The organism is Bradyrhizobium sp. Kon37, assembly GCF_055807535.1.
The window spans coordinates 53,416-73,307 of record NZ_JBVVOY010000001.1 but is presented as its reverse complement, the minus strand read 5'-3'; the positions used below and the strand labels follow the sequence as shown (position 1 = coordinate 73,307).

25 protein-coding genes and 2 tRNA genes are annotated in these 19,892 nt (G+C 64.2%); 17 read left to right on the top strand and 10 right to left on the bottom strand.

The window, feature by feature from the left end; translation table 11 throughout:
* Positions 1-64 precede the first annotated feature (64 nt).
* Positions 65-139: transfer RNA gene (locus AC0L3J_RS00410), tRNA-Thr, on the bottom strand.
* Positions 140-454: 315 nt separating this feature from the next.
* Here AC0L3J_RS00410 and AC0L3J_RS00405 point away from each other — a divergent pair.
* The 5 genes from AC0L3J_RS00405 (at position 455) to AC0L3J_RS00385 (ending at position 4,552) form a co-directional block, all read left to right on the top strand.
* The gene (locus tag AC0L3J_RS00405; RefSeq protein WP_473345471.1) at positions 455-655 is read left to right on the top strand and encodes a hypothetical protein; all 201 of its coding nucleotides are present in this window, start codon (positions 455-457) and stop codon (positions 653-655) included.
* Positions 656-697: 42 nt separating this feature from the next.
* Complete coding sequence (locus AC0L3J_RS00400) at positions 698-2,404, top strand: FAD-dependent oxidoreductase (protein WP_473346045.1); 1,707 nt, start codon at positions 698-700, stop codon at positions 2,402-2,404.
* 216 nt (positions 2,405-2,620) lie between these two features.
* Positions 2,621-2,929 (top strand): EthD family reductase, encoded by a 309-nt coding sequence (locus AC0L3J_RS00395; RefSeq protein WP_007597575.1) that lies wholly within the window; start codon positions 2,621-2,623, stop codon positions 2,927-2,929.
* Between the two features lie 269 nt (positions 2,930-3,198).
* Entirely contained in the window at positions 3,199-3,708 is a 510-nt protein-coding gene (locus AC0L3J_RS00390) for a hypothetical protein (RefSeq protein ID WP_473345470.1), read from the top strand.
* 19 nt (positions 3,709-3,727) lie between these two features.
* Entirely contained in the window at positions 3,728-4,552 is an 825-nt protein-coding gene (locus AC0L3J_RS00385) for an alpha/beta fold hydrolase (RefSeq protein WP_473345469.1), read from the top strand.
* Between the two features lie 6 nt (positions 4,553-4,558).
* Here the strand turns inward: AC0L3J_RS00385 and AC0L3J_RS00380 are convergent, their stop codons facing one another.
* Positions 4,559-5,212 (bottom strand): TetR/AcrR family transcriptional regulator, encoded by a 654-nt coding sequence (locus tag AC0L3J_RS00380; RefSeq protein WP_473345468.1) that lies wholly within the window; start codon positions 5,210-5,212, stop codon positions 4,559-4,561.
* A gap of 83 nt (positions 5,213-5,295) precedes the next feature.
* On the opposite strand from AC0L3J_RS00380, the gene AC0L3J_RS00375 reads away from it, so the two are divergent.
* The 10 genes from AC0L3J_RS00375 (at position 5,296) to AC0L3J_RS00330 (ending at position 11,652) form a co-directional block, all read left to right on the top strand.
* Positions 5,296-6,234 carry an SDR family oxidoreductase gene (locus tag AC0L3J_RS00375; protein ID WP_473345467.1) on the top strand — a complete coding sequence of 313 codons (939 nt, stop codon included), beginning with the start codon at positions 5,296-5,298 and terminating at the stop codon, positions 6,232-6,234.
* Between the two features lie 26 nt (positions 6,235-6,260).
* Positions 6,261-6,920: an NAD(P)H-binding protein gene (locus AC0L3J_RS00370; RefSeq protein ID WP_473345466.1), complete on the top strand. Its 660-nt coding sequence runs from the start codon at positions 6,261-6,263 to the stop codon at positions 6,918-6,920.
* Between the two features lie 81 nt (positions 6,921-7,001).
* Positions 7,002-7,439, top strand: coding sequence for a DUF2948 family protein (locus AC0L3J_RS00365; protein WP_473345465.1), 438 nt, complete (start codon positions 7,002-7,004; stop codon positions 7,437-7,439).
* A 152-nt stretch (positions 7,440-7,591) separates the two neighbouring features.
* Positions 7,592-8,887 carry a histidinol dehydrogenase gene (gene hisD / locus AC0L3J_RS00360; protein WP_473345464.1) on the top strand — a complete coding sequence of 432 codons (1,296 nt, stop codon included), beginning with the start codon at positions 7,592-7,594 and terminating at the stop codon, positions 8,885-8,887.
* Positions 8,884-9,381 carry a UPF0262 family protein gene (locus tag AC0L3J_RS00355; RefSeq protein ID WP_018453111.1) on the top strand — a complete coding sequence of 166 codons (498 nt, stop codon included), beginning with the start codon at positions 8,884-8,886 and terminating at the stop codon, positions 9,379-9,381. Before hisD ends, AC0L3J_RS00355 begins: the two co-directional genes overlap by 4 nt.
* Before the next feature lie 5 nt (positions 9,382-9,386).
* Positions 9,387-9,854 (top strand): arsenate-mycothiol transferase ArsC, encoded by a 468-nt coding sequence (locus tag AC0L3J_RS00350; protein WP_473345463.1) that lies wholly within the window; start codon positions 9,387-9,389, stop codon positions 9,852-9,854.
* A gap of 156 nt (positions 9,855-10,010) precedes the next feature.
* Positions 10,011-10,640 (top strand): Maf-like protein, encoded by a 630-nt coding sequence (locus tag AC0L3J_RS00345; protein WP_027565713.1) that lies wholly within the window; start codon positions 10,011-10,013, stop codon positions 10,638-10,640.
* 154 nt (positions 10,641-10,794) lie between these two features.
* Complete coding sequence (gene yacG / locus AC0L3J_RS00340; RefSeq protein WP_473345462.1) at positions 10,795-10,974, top strand: DNA gyrase inhibitor YacG; 180 nt, start codon at positions 10,795-10,797, stop codon at positions 10,972-10,974.
* A gap of 185 nt (positions 10,975-11,159) precedes the next feature.
* A tRNA-Phe gene (locus AC0L3J_RS00335) sits at positions 11,160-11,235 on the top strand.
* A gap of 168 nt (positions 11,236-11,403) precedes the next feature.
* On the top strand, positions 11,404-11,652 hold the full coding sequence (locus AC0L3J_RS00330) for a hypothetical protein (RefSeq protein WP_473345461.1): 249 nt from the start codon (positions 11,404-11,406) through the stop codon (positions 11,650-11,652).
* Positions 11,653-11,683: 31 nt separating this feature from the next.
* Here AC0L3J_RS00330 and AC0L3J_RS00325 read toward each other — a convergent pair whose 3' ends face one another.
* Genes AC0L3J_RS00325 through AC0L3J_RS00315 form a run of 3 tightly spaced genes read right to left on the bottom strand, consistent with a single transcriptional unit; the run spans position 11,684 to position 15,011 of the window.
* Positions 11,684-12,901: a class I SAM-dependent methyltransferase gene (locus tag AC0L3J_RS00325; RefSeq protein WP_473345460.1), complete on the bottom strand. Its 1,218-nt coding sequence runs from the start codon at positions 12,899-12,901 to the stop codon at positions 11,684-11,686.
* A gap of 10 nt (positions 12,902-12,911) precedes the next feature.
* A complete protein-coding gene (locus tag AC0L3J_RS00320) occupies positions 12,912-13,694 on the bottom strand; it encodes a DUF1365 domain-containing protein (protein WP_473345459.1) in 783 nt (260 codons plus the stop codon).
* A gap of 3 nt (positions 13,695-13,697) precedes the next feature.
* Positions 13,698-15,011 carry an NAD(P)/FAD-dependent oxidoreductase gene (locus tag AC0L3J_RS00315; RefSeq protein ID WP_473345458.1) on the bottom strand — a complete coding sequence of 438 codons (1,314 nt, stop codon included), beginning with the start codon at positions 15,009-15,011 and terminating at the stop codon, positions 13,698-13,700.
* 318 nt (positions 15,012-15,329) lie between these two features.
* Between AC0L3J_RS00315 and AC0L3J_RS00310 the strand changes: the two genes are divergently transcribed.
* Together AC0L3J_RS00310 and AC0L3J_RS00305 are read left to right on the top strand one after the other, a co-directional pair.
* Positions 15,330-15,731, top strand: a complete 402-nt coding sequence (locus tag AC0L3J_RS00310) for a DUF2177 family protein (protein WP_473345457.1) — start codon at positions 15,330-15,332, stop codon at positions 15,729-15,731.
* A complete protein-coding gene (locus AC0L3J_RS00305) occupies positions 15,659-16,234 on the top strand; it encodes a TspO/MBR family protein (RefSeq protein ID WP_473345456.1) in 576 nt (191 codons plus the stop codon). The genes AC0L3J_RS00310 and AC0L3J_RS00305 overlap by 73 nt, the downstream gene beginning before the upstream one ends.
* A 53-nt stretch (positions 16,235-16,287) precedes the next feature.
* On the opposite strand, the gene AC0L3J_RS00300 is transcribed toward AC0L3J_RS00305, so the two are convergent.
* The 5 genes from AC0L3J_RS00300 to AC0L3J_RS00280 form a co-directional block, all read right to left on the bottom strand.
* Positions 16,288-16,590, bottom strand: a complete 303-nt coding sequence (locus AC0L3J_RS00300) for a hypothetical protein (RefSeq protein WP_456767455.1) — start codon at positions 16,588-16,590, stop codon at positions 16,288-16,290.
* A 20-nt stretch (positions 16,591-16,610) separates the two neighbouring features.
* Positions 16,611-17,195 (bottom strand): RNA polymerase sigma factor, encoded by a 585-nt coding sequence (locus tag AC0L3J_RS00295; protein WP_473345455.1) that lies wholly within the window; start codon positions 17,193-17,195, stop codon positions 16,611-16,613.
* 79 nt (positions 17,196-17,274) lie between these two features.
* Positions 17,275-17,922 (bottom strand): ChrR family anti-sigma-E factor, encoded by a 648-nt coding sequence (locus tag AC0L3J_RS00290; RefSeq protein WP_473345454.1) that lies wholly within the window; start codon positions 17,920-17,922, stop codon positions 17,275-17,277.
* Positions 17,919-18,464, bottom strand: coding sequence for a sigma-70 family RNA polymerase sigma factor (locus tag AC0L3J_RS00285; protein WP_473289664.1), 546 nt, complete (start codon positions 18,462-18,464; stop codon positions 17,919-17,921). The genes AC0L3J_RS00290 and AC0L3J_RS00285 overlap by 4 nt, the downstream gene beginning before the upstream one ends.
* A gap of 238 nt (positions 18,465-18,702) precedes the next feature.
* Positions 18,703-19,845, bottom strand: coding sequence for a helix-turn-helix transcriptional regulator (locus AC0L3J_RS00280; RefSeq protein WP_473345453.1), 1,143 nt, complete (start codon positions 19,843-19,845; stop codon positions 18,703-18,705).
* Positions 19,846-19,892: the final 47 nt, after the last annotated feature.

Below are 19,892 nucleotides of genomic sequence, written 5' to 3'. Positions count from 1 at the left end.
AAAGCAAAACTCGGGCATCTCATGCCGCGAGAAAGCTGCTTCACGTGTGATTTGAGCCAGGGAATGGTGCTGCCAGACAGGATTGAACTGTCGACCTCTCCATTACCAATGGAGTGCTCTACCACTGAGCTACGGCAGCATGTGCTGGGGTAAGAATCGGCCGCCACGAGGGGCCTACCAAGCGGGCCGATATCTGCCACAAGCCCCCCTCCTGTGCAAGCTTGCTAGCTCCGCCAAAGCGATAAAATCGGGTCGATATCGGGAGCAAAATGCCTGTTTTGGCTCGAAACGGCCGACTTTCCGCGGAATCGCTTCCGATATCCCCACCCAACTGGCCAGTTGCCCGATGCGCCGGATTCGATCCATTTCGATTTTCGCACGATCGGATCGCGCGGGCCTCTTGAGCTGCCTTATTCCTCGGGCATGTTATCGCCGATCGCTGTAATGGACCCCGATGGCAGACGAGAACGACAAGAGCACGAAGCAGGACTCCCGACAGGCGAGGGCGTCCCGCGACGACCGGCTCAAATCGGCGCTGCGCGAAAACCTGAAGCGGCGGAAGGTGCAGGCGCGCGAACGCGCCGCAAGTGCCGGCCCCTCGCAGAATGAAGATGGTTCCCTAGATGAGGGGACCGCTGACAAGACCGGCGGCTAGAATCCGACGGCTGGAATTTCTTTGGAGAGCATGGACGTGGCAATGGGGCAGGACGAATCGCAACGACCCGACGGTGACGCGCAGATGTCGCGGTTCACCCGCCCTGAACAGACCTTTCCGACGCTGACATCAGCTGAGATCGAGCGGATGAGGCATTTCGGCGAGGCCCGCAACTATGCCGATGGGGAATTCCTGTTCGAGACCGGCAAGCCGGGGCCCGGCATGTTCGTCGTGCTGAAGGGCCACGTCGCCATCGCCCAGCGCGACGGCCTTGGCCATGTCACCCCGTTGATCGACCAGGGGCCGGGGCAATTTTTGGCCGAGCTCAGCCAGCTCTCCGGACGGCCGGCGCTGGTCGACGGCCGCGCCGAAGGCGATGTCGAGACGCTGCTGTTGCCGCCGGAGCGGCTGCGCGCGCTGCTGGTCGCCGAGGCCGAGCTCGGCGAGCGCATCATGCGCGCGCTGATCCTGCGCCGGGTCAATCTGCTGCAGGGCGGCGTCGGCGGCGTCGTGCTGATCGGTCCGTCGCATTCGGCAGGCGTGGTGCGGTTGCAGGGCTTCCTCACCCGCAACGGCCAGCCGCATCATCTGCTCGATCCCGCGCGCGATCGCGACGCCGCCGACGTCATCGCGCGTTATTCGCCCAAGCCGGACGACTGGCCGCTGGTCGTCACCCCCGATGGTGCGGTGCTGCGCAATCCCGGCGAAACCGAGCTTGCGCGCGCGATCGGCATGATCGGCGGCCCGCGCAACGATCGCATCTACGACGTCGCGATCGTCGGCTCCGGGCCGGCTGGACTCGCCACCGCCGTCTATGCCGCGTCCGAAGGCCTATCGGTCGCCGTGCTCGACACCCGCGCCTTCGGCGGCCAGGCCGGCGCCAGCGCGCGCATCGAAAACTATCTCGGCTTTCCAACCGGAATTTCCGGCCAGGCCCTGACCGCACGTGCCTTCAACCAGGCGCAAAAATTCGGCGCGGAGATCATGATCCCGGTGACGGTGAAGTCGCTCGACTGCACGCGCAAGGACGGCGCGTTTTCGGTGGCGCTTGACGGCTGCGACCCGCTGCATTCGCGCGCGGTGGTGGTCGCAAGCGGCGCGCGCTATCGCCGGCCCGAAATCGAGAACCTCGACAAGTTCGAGGGCCGCGGCGTCTGGTATTGGGCCTCGCCGGTCGAGGCGAAGCTGTGCGCCGGCGAGGAGGTCGCGCTGGTCGGTGCCGGCAACTCCGCGGGGCAGGCCGCCGTTTTCCTCTCGGGGCACGCCAAAAAAGTGCTGATGATCATCCGCGGCGGTGGCCTTGGCGCCAGCATGTCGCGCTATCTCATCGAGCGCATCGAAGCCACGCCGAACATCGAACTGATGTTCAACACCGAGATCACGGCGCTCGAAGGCGACGAGGCCTCGCTGCTGCGGCGCATCCGCTGGAAGAGCCGGCTCTCGGCCGACGAGGATTTCGCCGACATCCGCAATCTCTTCCTGTTCGTCGGCGCCGATCCCGCCACCAACTGGCTCGACGGCTGCGGCGTGACGCTCGATCGCGGCGGCTTCGTCGTCACAGGCGCGCAGTCCGAGCAGAACCAGGGCCGGCTGGTCGCGCCGCTGGAGACGTCGGTGCCCGGCGTCTACGCCGTTGGCGACGTCCGCTCCGGCTCGGTCAAGCGCGTCGGCGGCGCCATCGGCGAGGGCGCGCAGGTCGTGGCCTCCCTGCACGGCTTCCTCGGCGACGCCGCAAAACCGGCGCTTTAGTCAAGGACAAGGCAAGTAAATGGCAAGTCGATTGAGGCTTGCCATCCTGCGGTGTGATGCGGGACTATCTCCCCTCATCCTGAGGAGCGGCCGAAGGCCGCGTCTCGAAGGATGAAGGCCCGGATGCAAAAGCCGGGCCTTCATGGTTCGAGACGCGTGCTTCGCACGCTCCTCACCATGAGGATCTAATAGAACAAATTTCAACGGGAGGACTAAATGGCCGAACTCGTCGTGCTCTACAAGACGCCCAAGGATGCTGCCGCTTTCGACAAGCATTATGCCGAGACCCACATTCCACTCGCCAAGAAACTTCCCGGCTTGAAGAAGTACGCCGTGAGCACGGGCACGGTCGGCTCCCCTGCAGGACCTTCCGGAATTCACCTCGTCGCCATTCTCACCTTCGACAACGTCGCCGCCATCCAGTCGGCCTTCGGCAGCGAAGCAGGCAAGGCGGCCGCCGGCGACGTGCCGAAATTCGCCACTGGCGGCGCCGACCTGTTGATCTTCGACACCAAGGAAGTGTGAGCCGCGACTTTCGTCGGCTCGTAGCCCGGATGGAGCGAAGCGCAATCCGGGACGGTGCTTGTGATTGACGCCCCGGATTTCGCTTCGCTGCATCCGGGCTACAACTGCCGTCGTTTGTGACAGCGGTGCAAATAAATTCAGCCATGCGTTTTCGATTCGCACGATGACGCATGGCTGCGCACGCATGTGTGACGCCAGCGCGTGTGGCAATCTGATGAGGGCCGTAATATTAATCTCCCGAACTCGATGCAGAGAATAGGAGAGATGTCATGGTTCTTGGGTTGAGCTTGCCCGCCTTCACGCTGGTTCATGTCATCATCAGCCTGATCGGCATCGCCGCCGGCCTCGTCGTGATGTTCGGCCTGCTCGGCTCGAAGCCAATGCCGGGCCTCACCGCCATTTTCTTAACGTTCACGATCCTCACCAGCGCCACCGGCTTCCTGTTTCCGTTCAAGGAGCTGCTGCCGTCGCATATCATCGGCATCATCTCGCTGGTCCTGCTCGCGATCGCCTGCATCGCGCTCTACGGCATGAAGCTCGCTGGTGTCTGGCGCCCGGTCTACATCGTGACCGCGATGATCTCGCTGTATTTCAACGTCTTCGTGTTGGTGATCCAGTCGTTCCTGAAGGTGCCGGCGCTCGCCGCGCTCGCACCCGCCGTGGCGCCGGCGCCGCCCGGAGGCCCCGTGTTCGCGGTGGTGCAGGGCCTCGTGCTGGTGTTCTTCGTGGTGCTCACCATCGGCGCCTGGCGCCGCTTCAAGCGGATGGCGTTCGCCTGATCATTCAAGGAGCCTGACAATGCCTACCATCACCACCAAGGACGGCGTCGAGATCTTCTACAAGGACTGGGGCTCGGGCCAGCCGATCGTGTTCAGCCATGGCTGGCCGCTGTCATCAGACGACTGGGACGCGCAGATGATGTTCTTCGTCACGCGCGGCTATCGCGTCATCGCCCATGACCGTCGCGGCCATGGCCGTTCGTCGCAGGTCGCCGACGGCCACGACATGCATCATTATGCCGATGATCTCGCGGGCGTGACGGCCCATCTCGACCTCAAGAACGCGATCCATGTCGGCCACTCCACCGGCGGCGGCGAAGTGGTGCATTACATCGCGCGCCATGGCGAGAGCCGGGTGGCGAAGGCCGCGATCCTGTCCGCGGTGCCGCCGTTGATGCTGAAGACGGATTCCAATCCCGGCGGCCTGCCGAAGAGCGTGTTCGACGATTTCCAGGTACAGCTCGCTGCCGGCCGCGCCAGCTTCTACCGCGACATCGCGGCTGGCCCCTTCTATGGTTACAACCGTCCCGGCGCAAAGCCGTCGGAAGCGGTGATCCAGAACTGGTGGCGCCAGGGCATGATGGGCGGCGCGAAAGCCCATTACGACGGCATCGTCGCGTTCTCGCAAACCGACTTCACCGACGATTTGAAGAAGATCAATGTGCCGGTGCTGGTGATGCACGGCGACGACGACCAGATCGTGCCTTACGCCGATTCCGCGCCGCTGTCGGCCAAGCTTTTGAAGAACGGCACGCTGAAGACCTACAAGGGTTTCCCGCACGGCATGCCGACAACGCACGCCGAGACCATCAACGCGGACCTGCTGGCGTTCTTTAGGGAGTGAGCGGCCTCACTCCAGTATCGCCCTGATCGCGTCGAAGGTGCGCTTGACGAAAGCTTCCGGCTTCTGCCGCGCCCCTCCGCCGATCCAGCTCTCGCCGCCGACGCGCATCGCGCCGGTGGCGATCATGGCGACGAGGCGTGCCTTCAACTGGTCCGATTTGTTTCTGGCGCGCTGGGCAAGTCCCTCGGCCAGCGCGCGCTCGAGCTTCTCGTATTTGAGCTGGTCGCGCGCCCGAAGTGCGGGATTGTCGCGCTTGAGCCGCGACATGGCCGCAGCCTCAGCCGGATCGATCCGCTTGAGCGTCGCCGCGATCGCGTTCTCCGCCGCGGTCAGCATGGTTTCGCCCGCCGGCCGCGCCACAACCTCCGCGACCAGCGCGGCGGCGGCGCCTTCCTGCCAGGCCGCGACGACGTCCTCCTTCGAGGCGAAATAATGGAAGAAGCTGCGTCGCGACACGTCGGCCGTGGCCGCAATATCGTCGATGGTCGTGGCCTCGAAGCCGCGCTCCAGGAAGAGTGCCATCGCGGCGCGGGTCAACCGCTCGCGGGTCTCTTGCAATTTACGCTGGCGCAGGCCGGGGCCATCGGGGGATTTTGCTCCTGCCGGCAATGGCTTGGTGCGCTTGTTGACTGATTTCCCGGCGACCTTCGAAAGCTTCAAATCATTTCACCACTTGCAAAGTTGCACCCAGTGCACATTTAGACCCGTCGCGGGGCTTTTCCCAGCCCCGACGGAACTATGGCATGACCGACTGGACCACGGCAGACATCCCCTCCCTCAGCGGCAAGACTGCCGTCGTGACCGGAGCGACCGGCGGCCTCGGTTACGAGACGGCGATGGCGCTGGCGGGCGCCGGTGCCATTGTCATACTCACGGGGCGCAACGACGCAAAGGGCCTGCGCGCGATCGATGGCATTTGCGAGCGCTTTCCCAATGCGCTGATCGCTTACGAGCATCTCGACCTCGCCAGTCTAACCTCCGTCGCCGATTTCGCCAGGCGCTTCGCGGCCGGCAACGAGCAGCTCGACCTGCTCGTCAACAATGCCGGCGTGATGGCGCTGCCGAAGCGGCAGCAGACGGCGGATGGTTTCGAGATGCAGCTCGGCACCAACTATCTCGGTCATTACGCCCTGACGGCGCAGCTGTTGCCGCAGCTTCGCCGGGCGAAGGCGGCCCGGGTCGTCAACCTCTCGAGCCTTGCGCACCGCTCGGGTTCGATCAATTTCGACGATCTGCAGGCTAGGCATTCTTATCGTCCGTGGCGGGCCTATTGCCAGTCCAAGCTGGCAATGCTGATGTTTTCGCTGGAGTTGCAGCGCCGCAGCCTCGCCACAGGCTGGGGTCTGACGAGCCTTGCCGCACACCCCGGCTACGCGCGGACCGATCTGATTTCGAACGGCCCGGGTGCGAACACGTTCCAGTCGCGCGTGAGTCGGTGGCTGCAGCCCTTCATCAGCCAGTCTGCCGCGGAAGGCGCGCTGCCGACCTTGTTGGCGGCGACCTCGCCCGCAGCTGAGCCCGGCGGCTATTACGGTCCGAACTGGTTCTTCGAATTGAAGGGGCCACCGCGGCCGGCGAAGATCATGCCGCAGGCAAAGGATTTCGCCTCGGCAGCCATGCTGTGGGATGTCTCGGCGACTTTGACCGGTGTATCCTTCGACGAGATCGCGGCCGCCGCATGAGCCGCGGGCCTGTCGGGGAGGTCCCGATGCAGATCATCATTTTCGGCGCGACCGGCATGGTCGGGCAGGGCGTTTTGCGCGAATGCCTGGTCGACGCCGGCATCGGCCGCGCGCTCGTGGTCGGCCGCAGCCCGACCGGCGTCCGCAACGCCAAGCTCACGGAGATCACGCACGGCGATTTCACGGACTACTCGGCGATCGAAGCACAGCTCACCGGCTTCGACGCCTGCTTCTTCTGTCTCGGCGTCTCCTCGATCGGCATGAGCGAGGAGCGCTACCGTCATCTCACCTATGACCTCACCCTCGCAGCGGCGACCGCGCTGGCCCGGCTCAATCCGCAGATGACATTCGTCTATGTCACGGGTGCCGGCACTGATTCCACCGAGCAGGGTTCGCGGATGTGGGCGCGGATCAAGGGCAAGACCGAGAACGATCTGCTCAAGCTTCCGTTCAAGGCGGCCTACATGTTCCGGCCCGGTGCGATCCAACCGCTCCACGGTGCTCGCTCCAAGACCGCGTGGGTGCAGGCCGTGTATGCGGCAACCTGGCCACTGTGGTCGGTGCTGCGCCGGCTCTCGCCGCGGCTCGTCACCTCGACCGAGCAGATCGGCCGCGCCATGATCCGGGTTGCGCGGGAGGGGTATCCGCGAAAGGTGCTGGAGATGGAGGATATCAATAGCCTCTAGTCCAGTGGGGCGTTAGTTCTAGGGAAATTTCGCCGCCTGCGCGCGTTGAGCCCCGTCCGCCCGAAGGAGAAAGCGCCGTCGATGTCTCCCCAGCTCAAACTGATCGCACTCGACGCCGACGACCTCTCCGTGATCTCGGCCCACGTCCAGGACGCTCGCGTGCAGCCCTCCGACATCATCTGGCGGCAAAGCGAAAAGCGGCTGGTCGTCGGCATGAGCCGGTTGGACTGGGAGCAGACGCTGGACGGCGAGGCCGAGCCGCGCAGGCTGGTGGCCGCCCTCCGTTTCGACCGCGTGCTCGCCTGCAAGTCGCGCAACATCGACCTCGACGCGCTGGACACTGTCCTGGACCTCGTCGGCATCGAATTCCACGGCCAGGATGCCCCCGGCGGGAGCGCGCTGCTGCTGTTTTCCCAAGGCGGCGCCATCCGTCTCGACGTCGAATGCCTTGAATGCGAGCTGACGGATCTGGGGGCGGATCAGCTGGGGACGGGGTTGGAGGCTGAAGGGGAGGGGTGAGGTGGCATGCCAGCGCCACGCATTCCGCTTTCGCCGGGACAACGCCGGAGGGGAACGGCCCGGCCCAAGGGTTGACGCAGCTTCCCCGCCGCGCCATTGAGCAGGGGCCTGGTGAGCCAAGCCGCGCCCCCAAAAACCAGTTAGAAGCCAAGATGCCCGTTCGTCTCGACCGCAGCAGCGCCGATTTTGACCAGCGATTCGGGGCCTTCCTCGCCGCCAAGCGAGAGGCCTCGGCCGATGTCGAGGCGGCCGCGCGTGCCATCGTCGACGACGTGGCGAAGCGGGGCGATGCCGCCCTGCTCGATGCCACGGCAAAGTTCGACCGGTTGACGCTCGATGCATCCGGCCTGCGCGTCACCGCCGCCGAAATCGAGGCCGCGGTGAAAGCCTGCGATGCCGCGACGCTGGATGCGCTCAAGTTCGCGCGCGATCGCATCGAGAGCTATCACAGCCGCCAACTGCCGAAGGACGAGCGCTTCACTGATTCCCTCGGCGTCGAGCTCGGCTGGCGCTACACCGCGATCGAATCCGCCGGCCTCTACGTGCCCGGCGGCACCGCGGCCTATCCGTCCTCGGTGCTGATGAATGCGGTGCCGGCAAAGGTCGCCGGCGTGACGCGTCTCGTCATGGTGGTGCCCTCGCCCGACGGCAAGCTCAACCCGCTGGTGCTGGCGGCAGCAAAGCTTGGCGGCGTCACCGAGATCTATCGCGTCGGCGGCGCGCAGGCGATTGCCGCGCTCGCACATGGTACCGCGACGATCGCGCCTGTCGCCAAGATCGTCGGACCCGGCAACGCCTATGTCGCCGCGGCAAAGCGGCTGGTGTTCGGCAAAGTCGGCATCGACATGATCGCCGGTCCCTCGGAGGTGCTCGTCATCGCCGATGATACCGGCAATGCCGACTGGATTGCCGCCGACCTGCTGGCGCAGGCCGAGCACGATGCCAGCGCGCAGTCGATCCTGATTACCGATTCGGCGCGCGTTGCCGCCGATGTCGAAAAGGCCGTCGAGGCACAGTTGAAGACGCTGCCGCGCGCCGCGATCGCCAGCGCCTCGTGGGCCGATTTCGGCGCCATCATCATGGTGAAGAACCTCAACGACGCCATCCCGCTCGCGGATGCGATTGCCGCCGAGCATCTCGAGATCATGACGCAAGATCCCGACGCGCTCGCCGCAAGGATCCGCAACGCCGGTGCCGTGTTCCTCGGGCCGCATACGCCGGAGGCGATCGGCGACTATGTCGGCGGCTCCAACCACGTGCTGCCGACGGCGCGCTCGGCACGATTCTCGTCGGGTCTTTCGGTGCACGATTTCCTCAAGCGCACCTCGATCCTGAAATGCGGCCCGGATCAGCTGCGTGCGCTGGGTCCGGCCGCGATGATTCTCGGTAAGGCGGAGGGGCTAGACGCTCATTCGCGCTCGATTGGATTGCGCCTCAATTTGTCATGACCCAGCCGCCCGAACAGGACGACTCGACCAATCGCATCGTCGGCGTCACGCTCGACGAGGACTCGATCGGCCGTTCCGGGCCCGACATCGAGCATGAGCGCGCGATCGCGATCTACGATTTGATCGAGCAGAATTTGTTCGCGCCGGAGGGCGCCGACGGAAAGGGGCCGTTCACGCTGCATATCGGCATCACCGGCAGCCGGCTGATGTTCGACATCCGCCGCGAGGACGGCACGCCCGTGGTTGCGCATCTGTTGTCGCTGACGCCGTTCCGGCGGATCGTGAAGGACTATTTCATGATCTGCGACAGCTACTACCAGGCGATCCGCACGGCGACGCCGGACAAGATCGAGGCCATCGACATGGGCCGCCGCGGCATTCATGACGAGGGATCGCGTACGCTGCAGGAGCGGCTGAAGGGCAAGGTGCGGGTCGATTTCGAGACCTCGCGCCGCCTGTTCACGCTCATTACTGTCCTGCACTGGAAGGGTTAAGCGCGATGGCGGGTCCGCCACGCGCACGCGATCCGCAATCGGTGCTGTTCGCCTGCGCCATGAACAGCGTGCGCTCGCCGATGGCGGAGAGCCTGCTGCAGCACATGTTTCCGCAGGGCCTCTACGTGAAGTCGGCCGGCGCGAGGCGCGGCGAGCTCGATCCGTTCGCGGTGTCCGTGATGGCCGAGCTCGGCCAGGACATCTCCAGCCACAAGCCGCAGACCTTCGAGGAGCTGGAGGATTGGGAGGGGCTCAATTTCGACCTGATCATCACGCTGTCGCCGGAGGCGCATCACAAGGCGCTGGAGCTGACCCGCACGCTCGCCGCCGACGTCGAGTACTGGCCGACGCAGGATCCCACCACCATGGAAGGCAGCCGCGACCAGAAGTTGGCCGCCTACCGCGACGTCTGCGACCAGCTCCTGCTGCGCATCCGCCGGCGATTTTCGAAGGTGGGCGCGGCAAACGGGTAGCATTCGGCGCCCGTAACACCCGCGTCACAGACTGCGGGCACACGCATCCCGTACCCGTCGAATCAGTAAAGTCCGGGTTCCCGGGTTGTGAAATCAGCCCCCGTCCGATAGGTTCCGCGCGCAATTCACCCCCTGCTTCATTCCCCAAATCACCTGATGCTCGGCCGCCCCAAATTCGTTCTCGCCTCCGGTTCGCCGCGGCGCCTGTCGCTGCTCAACCAGGCCGGCATCGAGCCGGACGCGCTCCGGCCCGCCGACGTCGACGAGACGCCGAAGCGGGGCGAGCTGCCGCGCGCCTGCGCCAACCGGCTCGCGCGGGCCAAGGCCGATGCGGCGCTCAAATCGGTGCAACTCGACGACGAGCTGCGCGGCGCCTTCATCCTCTCCGCCGACACGGTGGTGGCGGTCGGCCGCCGCATCCTGCCCAAGGCCAACCTCGTCGACGAGGCCGCGCAGTGCCTGCGGCTGCTGTCGGGCCGCAACCACCGCGTCTACACCGCCATCACTCTGGTGACGCCGCGCGAGGCCTTCCGCCAGCGCCTGGTCGAGACCCGCGTCCGCTTCAAGCGCCTCTCGGAAGACGACATCCAGGCCTATATCGGCTCCGGCGAATGGCGCGGCAAAGCCGGCGGCTACGCCGTGCAGGGCATCGCCGGGTCGTTCGTGGTCAAGATGGTGGGGTCCTACACCAACGTGGTCGGCCTGCCGCTCTACGAGACCACCACGCTGCTTGGCGGCGAAGGTTTCCCGATCCGCTTCGGCTGGCTCAATGCCACCGCCATCTGAGCCGACAAGCCGCTCCTGCAAAAAATCTCGAAAACAACCCCATGCACAGTAGAATTGCCCCGCGGGACCTGGCCGGGACGCCTGCGCCTTGGCCGGCGGAAACCCTTTGGCGACAGGCTCTTGAACTGGCTCGCATGTGTCAGCTGAGCACCTCATGGACGACCAGGTGAAAAAGCCCGCAAGCCCCAAAACCTGCCCGATCTGCGGCAAGCCGCAGTCCGAGGCCACCCGCCCGTTCTGCTCCCCGCGCTGCCGCGACGTCGATCTGAACCGCTGGCTGAAAGGCTCCTATGTCATTCCCGGCCGGGATGACGAGGCAGATGGCGAAGAATAGCCCTGTTCTATCAAGTATTTAAATTCTCGATGCACCGCCGCGCGCCGTTTCTTCCAAGCCACGTCCCGCCTTGTGCACAGCCGGGCCGCGCCCGGCGAAGCCACTTGGCGAAGCCGGGTGGACAGGCAGCCTTCAGCCCACTATAAACCGCCCGCTCGATGGGCTTTGGCCCCTCTTTGGAGCACGCCCAGGTAGCTCAGTTGGTAGAGCATGCGACTGAAAATCGCAGTGTCGGTGGTTCGATTCCGCCCCTGGGCACCATTTCGCTCTCCACGGGCAACACTTCCCTAGCGCCAGCCTTGACCAGCCGGCTCGCGCAGCAATCCATTCCGAAACCAGATTGTGCCCGCCCATTGCTGGCACTCTGCTTGCTCAACCAGGACCAAAGTCTGGCCTTGGAAGAGAGGCCGTTTCAGGTTGAGGCAAGTGATGCAAGAAGTGTCCCGTTCTGGTGCTGCCGGCGAACTCCGGCTCGATGCGCTGGTCGCCGATTTGTGGTGGCGCGTTCGGCTCATGAACACAGACATTCTCGAGGAAGAGGCGAGAGCAGGGGTGTTTGACGTGCTGCAGCCGACATACCCGCTTCTTGCGCTTAATCTTCGCGCGCGACGCGACAATTTGGTCGCGACGATCGGCGTGCTCGAGCAGCGTGCGCGATCAACGTCGGAAGCGGCCTGAGGATTCGTTCACACCGGAAACTCCAGCGACGTCAGCTCCGCCGCGCGAATACCAGCTGACGGACGTCGATCTTTTCGGCCCTGAAACCTGCCTCGCAATAGCACAAATAATATTCCCACAGCCGCCGGAACGGCTCGTCGAACCCAAGCGAGGTCAGGTCCGTCCAGGCATGGCCGAAGCTCGTTCGCCACACCGCGAGCGTCTTGGCGTAGTCCTGTCCAAAGACCCGCTCGCGGATCAGAGGCATCTGCACGCGTTCGCCGAGCTTGCGCAGGACATTCGGCGAAGGCAGCATCCCGCCCGGAAAAATGTAGCTCTGGATGAAGTCCACGCGGCGCCGGTAGCTGTCAAAGAGCTCGTCTCGGACGGTGATCGCCTGGATGCCGGCAAGACCGCCCGGCTTGAGCCGTTGATGCAGTTGATTGAAGTACGTCGGCCAGAACGGCTCGCCGACGGCCTCGATCATCTCGATCGAGGCGATACGGTCGAACTGCCCGTCCTGATCGCGATAATCCTGCAACCGGACCTCGACTTTGTCGCCCAGCCCGGCTTCGTGGATTCGCCGGCTGGCGAATGCGTGCTGCTCCTTGCTGATGGTGAGCGCCAAGACCTTGGCGCCGCAACTCTTGGCGGCATATTCGGCAAAGCCGCCCCAGCCGCAGCCGATCTCGAGCAGGGTATGGCCGGGCCGCAGCTCGATCGCTTTCGCGAGTTGTTCGTACTTGTGCCGTTGAGCGGCGAGGAGGTCGGTCGCCTCGGGCGAGAACAACGCCGACGAGTAGGTCATGCTCGGATCGAGCCAGGCCGCAAAGAAATCGTTACCGAGATCATAGTGGGCGTGAATATTCAGCCGCGATCCCAGTCGCGTGTTTCGGCGCAACCGATGCAGCGCGCGCCGGCAAAGCCGGACCAGCGCATTGCCGGCGAAGGCGCTATCGACCAGGTCTTGGTTGAGACAGAACACGTAAAGCAGCTGGGAGAGATCCGGCGTGCTCCAATCGCCCCGAATGTAAGCCTCGGCCATGCCGATATCGCCGCCCAGGACCAAGCTTCGTGCGAAGGCGTAACTGTTGAGCTCGATGGTCGCCGACGGACCCGGATGCGTTCCCCGCAATGCCACCGTTCTGCCGTCGGGAAGGCGAACATCCACGGTGCCGAGCTTGAGCCGCGAGGCAAGCCGCAGCGCGAGCCGCGTGAGCAGGGGAACGTCATCGAAACGAGCAGTCTGGTGAGTGGCTGCGAGGTCCATGGCTTCACATTCAGCGTTGGTTCGGACGGGGAACGTAAGGAACATTTTTCAGCCAAAGCCGGATCGCTTCCCAATGGATGGCCGCGACGACCTTGAAGGTGAGAAGTGGCAGGGTGACGAGCGTCGCCAACAGCGAGCGGCTGGTCAGCGGGCGACGTTGCCCGGAGAATGCGGCCGTGAATATCGCGCCATGCTGATCGGTCTGCACGATTCTGACCTTCACCTGCTGGTCGGGCGGGGCAATGCTGAAGCGATACTTCGTGTGCATCTCCATGAATGGCGAGACGTAGAACTCCTTCGCTTGGCATTGTCGTATGGCGCCGCCGGCGACAGGGTCCTCCACCGGAAGGATGTAGGAATGGATTTCGCCAAAAGTGTTGCGGACTTCGTAGATCAGCAGCGCAAGATTGCCGCTGCTGCCATAGCAGAAGTAGATCGAAAGCGGATTGAACACGTAGCCGAAGAGCCGCGGATAGCACAAAAGGAGGATGCGCCCTCCCGACAGATCGATATCGCGTTGTTCGGCCAGGCCTCGCACATGGCTGCTCAGGGGTGCGCCGTCACGCCTGCCGTGATCGGATTCGTGGAAGCTGAAGACTGACGCGCGATTGATGCCGAACAGGCGAGACTGGCGATCCGCTTCATCAAGCCGGTCGAGGTCGATGAGCAGGTTCATGACCCGGTAAGCGAACCTGTGGTGCACGGGCCGCACGCGCGCGTGCATCACCCTGCCCAGGTAGAGCGCGGCTGCAGATGATGTCGCCGTTCGTTCTGGGGCGCCCGGTTGCAGCATGTTCTACTCAGCAGCCTGCGCCAGCAACGCGCCGGACTGCCGCCACGGCACCGCACTGCCAAGTGCCTCGGCGACGGCGATGCCGGAGCGCAAGCCGTCCTCATGGAATCCGTAGCCGGTCCACGCGCCGCAAAACCAGGTGCGGCGGCGTCCCTGGATTTCGGGGAGGTTCCTCTGCGCGGCGAACGCGCTTGCGTCATATTGTGGATGTGCGAACGTGAACTTGCCGAACGTGAGATGAGGCGCCGGCTCGAACGGCGGATTGAGGCTGACGAATAGCGGCTTGCTGTCGTCGATGCCCTGCAGCCGGTTCATCCAGTAGGTCACGGCGACGTCGTTCCGGGCCGGCGTTTCGCGTCGCCAGCGCAAGAAATTCCAGGATGCCCATGCGTTGCGGCGTTTCGGCATGAGGTTGAGGTCGCGGTGCAGATAGGCCGTGTTTGGAGCGTAACGGATCGCGCCGAGAATGGATCTCTCGCGTGGGTCGGCATCCGACAGCATCGCCAGGGCCTGATCGCTGTGACAGGCCAACACGACAGCATCGTAGGAGTCCTGATGGCCGTCACTGTCGGCGATCGTCACGCCGTGCTCGGTGCGATGGATCGACGTCACAGCGCAGCCGAGCCGGATGTTGGCCTTGAACCTGGCCGTGAGCTTCTCGACATAGCGCCGGCTGCCGCCCTGGACGGTGCGCCAGAGCGGCCGATCCAGATGCAACAGCCGGTGATTGTCGAAAAACGCGATGAAGTTTTCCGCGGGAAAGGCGAGGATCTCGGCCGAGGGCGACGACCAGATGGCGGCCCCCATCGGTCCTAGATAATCGCTGAACAGGCGGGGGCTGAACGCTCCCTTGCGCAGATATTCGCCGAGCGTGAGGTTCTGGAGCCGGCCGGCCCGCAAGTCGGAGACGCTTTCCTTGTTGAAGCGCCGGACCTCGGCCAGCATGCGAAAATAGGACGGGGAGAAGAGATTGCGCGGCTGGGCGAACAGGCCGGAGGCGACCTGAAGGAAGGTCTCGCCGCCGCCCCGCCACTCAAATCGGCCCTGGTCGGCCGACATCGCGAAGCTCATGCATGTCTCCTCGGTCTTCACGCCCAGGTGCGCGAACAGAGACGTCAATTCCGGGTAGTTCGGCTCGTTGAACACGATGAAGCCGATGTCGACGTCGATCTCTTCACCACCGTAGTCAACCCGCACTGTATGACTGTGTCCACCCGGTCGCAATTCGCGCTCGTAGACGGTCACGGCATGACGTTCGGACAGGAGCCATGCGGCGGCATTGCCGGCAATTCCCGTCCCGATCACCGCCAAACGCATGCTTTGTCGCCCCCAATACCACCAGCGACGGCCGGAACATCCGGTTTCGGGCCAATGTCGTCCGTCGCTCGGCTCAGATAGCTGACCGGCCACACGCGCACTGAGGAAACGTTCGAACGGACGGCGTGGATCACCCGTTCGTCGCCAAGAAGGCGCCGGAATGATCGGAACTCCGGCGTCGCACGATCTGGTTCAAGGGCGTGACAGGGTTGCGGGGCAAGGCGGAACGAGCGCGTAGCGTGATCCAGCGAAGGGCTCACGTCGTTTACAGGCGTTGCCTTTGTCAAACCGGTTGCGACACCGGAGGGGAGACCGGACATGAGCCTGCTTTTTACATATCTGTCGGTGGCTGCGACCTTCGTTGCGCTCGACATGATCTGGCTCAAGACCATGGTTGAGAGACTTTACCGGCCGGTGCTGGGCGACATGTTGCGCTCGGAGCCCAACCTCGCCGCCGCCGCAGTGTTCTATCTGGCCTATCCCGTCGGCCTGATCTGGTTCGCGGTGCTGCCGGCTCAGCAGGATGGTGGCGCGCTGCGTGCCTTCACGTCCGGCGTGATGCTGGGCTGCTTCACCTATGCGACCTACGATCTGACCAACCAGGCCACGCTGAGGAATTGGTCGACGGGTCTCACTGTTGCGGACGTGTGCTGGGGATCCGTACTCGCCGGTGTCAGCGCCTGGACCGGATTTCTCGTCGCTCAAAAAATAGCGCATTGATCGTGGACGGGACGCACAACAGGGCGCTGCGGCACGATGGCGACAGCAAGCGCGGCAGCTGGTACCGATGCGCCGCTTTCCTGTTCCTGGTTCCTGCTGGGGGGATTTTGATCGGGGTCCTGAACCGTCCGGGAGCGTGGTACGCGGCGCTCAACAAGCCATCTTTCAATCCGCCGGATGCGGTGTTCGCACCCGTCTGGACGGCTCTGTTCCTGATGATCGCCGTGGCGGGATTCCGCACCTTCGAGGCGGAGCCGCGCGGAACGACGATGAGATTATGGGGCCTGCAGATGATCCTGAATTTTGCATGGTCTCCCATCTTCTTTTCGCTTCATCGCATGGACGTGGCGCTCGGCGTCATTGTTGCGCTATTCGCCGCGATCCTCGCCTTTGTCTGGCGTCAATGGGCGAACGATCGACTGGCAGCGACGCTTTTCATTCCCTATGCCGGCTGGGTGGGTTTTGCGACCTTGCTGAACATCTCGTTGCTCCGTCTCAATTAGGATCGGCCGCAGAGCTGACTCCATGGCGTCGAACGGGCCAGGGTGGCGCCGATTCAGAGATCCTTCGCTCCGTCGCACTCGTCAAACGCGTCTCTGGTCGCCGCGATCTTGTCGGAGAGCGACGTGAACGCGATCTGAACACTCAGCCTGGCATCGTCGTCAAGCACGAGCTGCGCAAGATCGACCAGTCGATCACCGAAGCGCGCCATGACAAAGAGCAGTTGATCGAGCCCGTCCGGGGGCTGCTCGGCTGCCAGCCGGTCGACCTCTCTCACCATCTGCTCGAGCCTCGCAACGGAGGACGCAAGCGGGTCCTGGTGTCCAGGGTTGGGGAATTCGATGATCTCTGCGGCCACGCGCGGGTTCCTCGCCTGCTTCAGGCTGCAGCCGATGCGGCAAGGCAGTCCTTGCGTACCGCCAGAAGGGTTCGGTGCAGCCAGGTCTTGATGGTGCCGACCGGCACACCGAAGCGCCGCGACAAGCTGGCGCGGCTCTCACCCTCGAGATAGGCCAGCGCAACCAGCCTGCGGCGGTCTTCCGGCAAACGAGCCAGCACGCTGCGTGCGATCGGTTCGGCGCGGGCGTAGTCGAAATCGTCGATCGACGGCTGATCAGCACTTGTCGGAACCAGAAGCGCCTCGTCGAGTTCGTGAGTGGGCAGTCTTCTGACCCGCAGATGGTCGATGGCGGTATTCCGGGCGATCGCGGACATCCAGGTCATCGCCGAAGCGCGGCCGCTGTCGAAGCGACCCGCGTTGCGCCAGATCTTCAGATAGGCTTCCTGAAGAATGTCCTCGATGTCGTGGGGCGGAGTTCCGACGGCGAGCGCAGTCCTGTGCAGCCTGCTCCGCGTCAGCACGTGCAGCGCTGCGAAGGCGCGTGTGTCGCCCGCCGAAACGCATGCCAGCAGTTCGGGCAATGTTTCGCTCTGCGCCTGTGCTGTCAGGCTTAAGCCGGCCATGACCTGTCTCCCTTGCGTTTCCTTCGAAACGCTCCGGGCTCGCGTTCGGATCACCCGGCGGAAGAAGGAGGCAAGCGGATCAAAGCCGCACGAATGGCCCGATCAACCTGCCGAGCAGGCCGTTCATGCGCAGGTTGCCCGTCATTGCGACGAGACAAACACATGGGCCCTCGTCGCCCACCACAGGTCGATGGTCGACCTCGTCGTCGCCATAGTCGAAATCACCTGGACCAAACCGGCCGCCCTCGTGGCTGAAGCTGCCCTCGAGCACGAGGGTCAGTTCGGTGCCGGTGTGCGTGTGTTCGAGCATGCGGCTCCCCGGCGCGGAGCGAAGCAGAAATGCCCGCGCCGTCCCCGACCCTGACAACTCGATCGGTCGCATGCTCAGACCCGGAGCGATGCGCCTGCGCTTGCCGATGCGGTAGTTTCGCAGCGCCGCCGGAACATCCTGGTCGCTGCCGCGAGGGACCTCGGCAGTCCGCGCCGCTCGTCTTTCAGGAGCGTCGTGAATGCGCGACATCACCCGCTCGAACGCATCCGATGCAACCGGCACCGGCTCGACATCTTCAAGCGCCAAGCCGCCAAGTTGCTCGATCGCCTGCACGAAGCGGCCGCACCGAGCGCAACCCGCAACATGCACCCCCACCACCAATTGATGGGCTTCTTCCAACCTGCCGGCCGCAAAGTCGGCCAGAAGATCTTCCGGCGGATGATGGCTGATCGTCATGCTTCTTCGTCCAATATATCTCTCAGGCGGTTCATCGCCAGCCTGATCCGCGACTTCACCGTTCCGAGCGGAATGCCGAGCAGGCTCGCGATTTCCGGATGCGGCCTCTCCTCAATGAACGACAATCTCACCACCATGGATTGCTCCATCGAGAGCTGCTTGACGGCCGAATTGATCCGCGCGGCGTCCTGCGCGCGGGACATGACGGCGTCCGCGGGCTCGGCGGGATCCGGCGTCTCGGGAAGCTCAGAGGTGCCCCGCAGGCGGTCTGCCCGCGCTCTGCTGCGGAACAAATCGATGCGCAAATTGCGCGCGATGGTGAATATCCATGCCGCGGCCCCGGCCGTCCCAGGATCGAACTGGCCTGCCTTCCGCCAGACGGCGATCAGGGTATTTTGAGCAATCTCCTCCGCCTCGTCCGAACTGCACCCGGCCTTCAGCATCAGTCCCTTGATGCGCGGCGCGAAATGCTCGAACAGGCGCTTGAAGGCCTCCCGGTCTCCGGCCGAGGCGACGCGTCCGATCAGATCAGCCCAATCCACCTTTGTGTCCGGCCCTTTGCTCGTGCCCGTCGACAGCCGCGCTTCAATCCTCCGGGGAAAACCAGCCTTCGCCCGGATGGGCGCATCTAAAGCTCGGATAGCAGCGATCATAGCGCCTCGACAAGCGACCTGTGGGTCTGGGAACGAACGAGGATAGGTCCTGGATCACCGCGGAATGATCATTGCGACGGTTCCGGCGGGGAGGCTTGTCCGACCGCGCGCCGTCTCGCCCTGGGCCTCACACCGGGAACGTCAGCGATTTCGCGAGCCTGACCAGATCGACCTGGCGCCTGCAGCCCGTCTTTTCGAAGACATGAATGAGGTGGCTCTTCACGGTGCTGACGGAAACGCCGAGCAAGGCCGAGATCGCGTCTCGCGTGTGTCCCTCGCAGATGAGCTCGAAGATGCGAATCTCGGCCGGCGTCAGGTCATAGAGCTGGTTGAGCGCATCGTGAGGCAATCGCGGCGGCCCGGCGGCTGACGTCACGAACACGGCGGCAGCGGCGCTCTGGATCAGACCGGATCGCGTGTGGCTGCGTCGCAACGGCAGAACGTGGATGACGAGAGGGTCACCGCCTTGGCGCGGGATCGGGATGCCGATGCCTTTTTGCCCGAGCGTCGCCTCGTCCTTTGCCGCCTGCGCGACGGCTGATTGCAATGCGGCCGTGGTCGCCGCGGATTGAACCGCGATCCTGCCATGCCTTGCCACGATCGGATCGCCGGCCGCGAGCATCGCCGCGGCTGCGGCGTTGGCGTGGATGATCCTTGAATCCTCGTCGGCCAGGACGACGCCCACCGTCAGGGCCTCCACCGTCGCCGCGAATGTGGTGGCTTCCACCGCCTTCATGTCGAACAGATTGCTGATCGTCACGGCGCGGCGGATGTGAGGCGCCAGAAGGCGCAATCCGTCGACCTGCGCATCGTCAATGCGGCCCGCCGACTCATGCTGGCTGAATATCGCATTTCCAACCATCGTCCTGTCGCGAACGAGGCCGACGGCAACGGCGTCGAACAAGCCCTTGGGCATGGCCCATTCGCGATAATAGCGGTTGCTGGAAATGACGTCCGGCCGGACCGCCTGGGATTGAACGATCGGCTCGCCGAGCGGGTATTGCCGAATGCGCTCGGCGCCGCCCCAGAGCTCGATGATATCGGGGCCGTATCCGACCCCGTTCTTGGCCATCTGGGCCAGGTCGGACCCGGACACCGCATTGACGACGGCCTTCATGTTGGTGAGGCTGGCGACCGAGAGCGCGCCGGTGGCAAAGCCGAATTCGGCGCAAATCTCATCCAGAACCGCCGTCCATCGTTCAGGTGCGATCACACAATCATAGATACTGCCGATGAGGTCCGAGAACTTCTCGACCGAAGCCTGCTGCATTCCAAACCACTCACTTCAAAATCACTGGACGACAGAGCGTGCCATCA

What these genes read in the sequence shown, in the direction of transcription:
- AC0L3J_RS00405 (WP_473345471.1), top strand. Translation starts at nt 455, where the DNA reads ATGGCAGACGAGAACGACAAGAGCACGAAGCAGGACTCCCGACAGGCG.
- AC0L3J_RS00400 (WP_473346045.1), top strand. Translation starts at nt 698, where the DNA reads ATGGGGCAGGACGAATCGCAACGACCCGACGGTGACGCGCAGATGTCG.
- AC0L3J_RS00395 (WP_007597575.1), top strand. Translation starts at nt 2,621, where the DNA reads ATGGCCGAACTCGTCGTGCTCTACAAGACGCCCAAGGATGCTGCCGCT.
- AC0L3J_RS00390 (WP_473345470.1), top strand. Translation starts at nt 3,199, where the DNA reads ATGGTTCTTGGGTTGAGCTTGCCCGCCTTCACGCTGGTTCATGTCATC.
- AC0L3J_RS00385 (WP_473345469.1), top strand. Translation starts at nt 3,728, where the DNA reads ATGCCTACCATCACCACCAAGGACGGCGTCGAGATCTTCTACAAGGAC.
- AC0L3J_RS00375 (WP_473345467.1), top strand. Translation starts at nt 5,296, where the DNA reads ATGACCGACTGGACCACGGCAGACATCCCCTCCCTCAGCGGCAAGACT.
- AC0L3J_RS00370 (WP_473345466.1), top strand. Translation starts at nt 6,261, where the DNA reads ATGCAGATCATCATTTTCGGCGCGACCGGCATGGTCGGGCAGGGCGTT.
- AC0L3J_RS00365 (WP_473345465.1), top strand. Translation starts at nt 7,002, where the DNA reads ATGTCTCCCCAGCTCAAACTGATCGCACTCGACGCCGACGACCTCTCC.
- hisD (WP_473345464.1), top strand. Translation starts at nt 7,592, where the DNA reads ATGCCCGTTCGTCTCGACCGCAGCAGCGCCGATTTTGACCAGCGATTC.
- AC0L3J_RS00355 (WP_018453111.1), top strand. Translation starts at nt 8,884, where the DNA reads ATGACCCAGCCGCCCGAACAGGACGACTCGACCAATCGCATCGTCGGC.
- AC0L3J_RS00350 (WP_473345463.1), top strand. Translation starts at nt 9,387, where the DNA reads ATGGCGGGTCCGCCACGCGCACGCGATCCGCAATCGGTGCTGTTCGCC.
- AC0L3J_RS00345 (WP_027565713.1), top strand. Translation starts at nt 10,011, where the DNA reads ATGCTCGGCCGCCCCAAATTCGTTCTCGCCTCCGGTTCGCCGCGGCGC.
- yacG (WP_473345462.1), top strand. Translation starts at nt 10,795, where the DNA reads ATGGACGACCAGGTGAAAAAGCCCGCAAGCCCCAAAACCTGCCCGATC.
- AC0L3J_RS00330 (WP_473345461.1), top strand. Translation starts at nt 11,404, where the DNA reads ATGCAAGAAGTGTCCCGTTCTGGTGCTGCCGGCGAACTCCGGCTCGAT.
- AC0L3J_RS00325 (WP_473345460.1), bottom strand. Translation starts at nt 12,901, where the DNA reads ATGGACCTCGCAGCCACTCACCAGACTGCTCGTTTCGATGACGTTCCC.
- AC0L3J_RS00320 (WP_473345459.1), bottom strand. Translation starts at nt 13,694, where the DNA reads ATGCTGCAACCGGGCGCCCCAGAACGAACGGCGACATCATCTGCAGCC.
- AC0L3J_RS00315 (WP_473345458.1), bottom strand. Translation starts at nt 15,011, where the DNA reads ATGCGTTTGGCGGTGATCGGGACGGGAATTGCCGGCAATGCCGCCGCA.
- AC0L3J_RS00310 (WP_473345457.1), top strand. Translation starts at nt 15,330, where the DNA reads ATGAGCCTGCTTTTTACATATCTGTCGGTGGCTGCGACCTTCGTTGCG.
- AC0L3J_RS00295 (WP_473345455.1), bottom strand. Translation starts at nt 17,195, where the DNA reads ATGGCCGGCTTAAGCCTGACAGCACAGGCGCAGAGCGAAACATTGCCC.
- AC0L3J_RS00290 (WP_473345454.1), bottom strand. Translation starts at nt 17,922, where the DNA reads ATGACGATCAGCCATCATCCGCCGGAAGATCTTCTGGCCGACTTTGCG.
- AC0L3J_RS00280 (WP_473345453.1), bottom strand. Translation starts at nt 19,845, where the DNA reads ATGCAGCAGGCTTCGGTCGAGAAGTTCTCGGACCTCATCGGCAGTATC.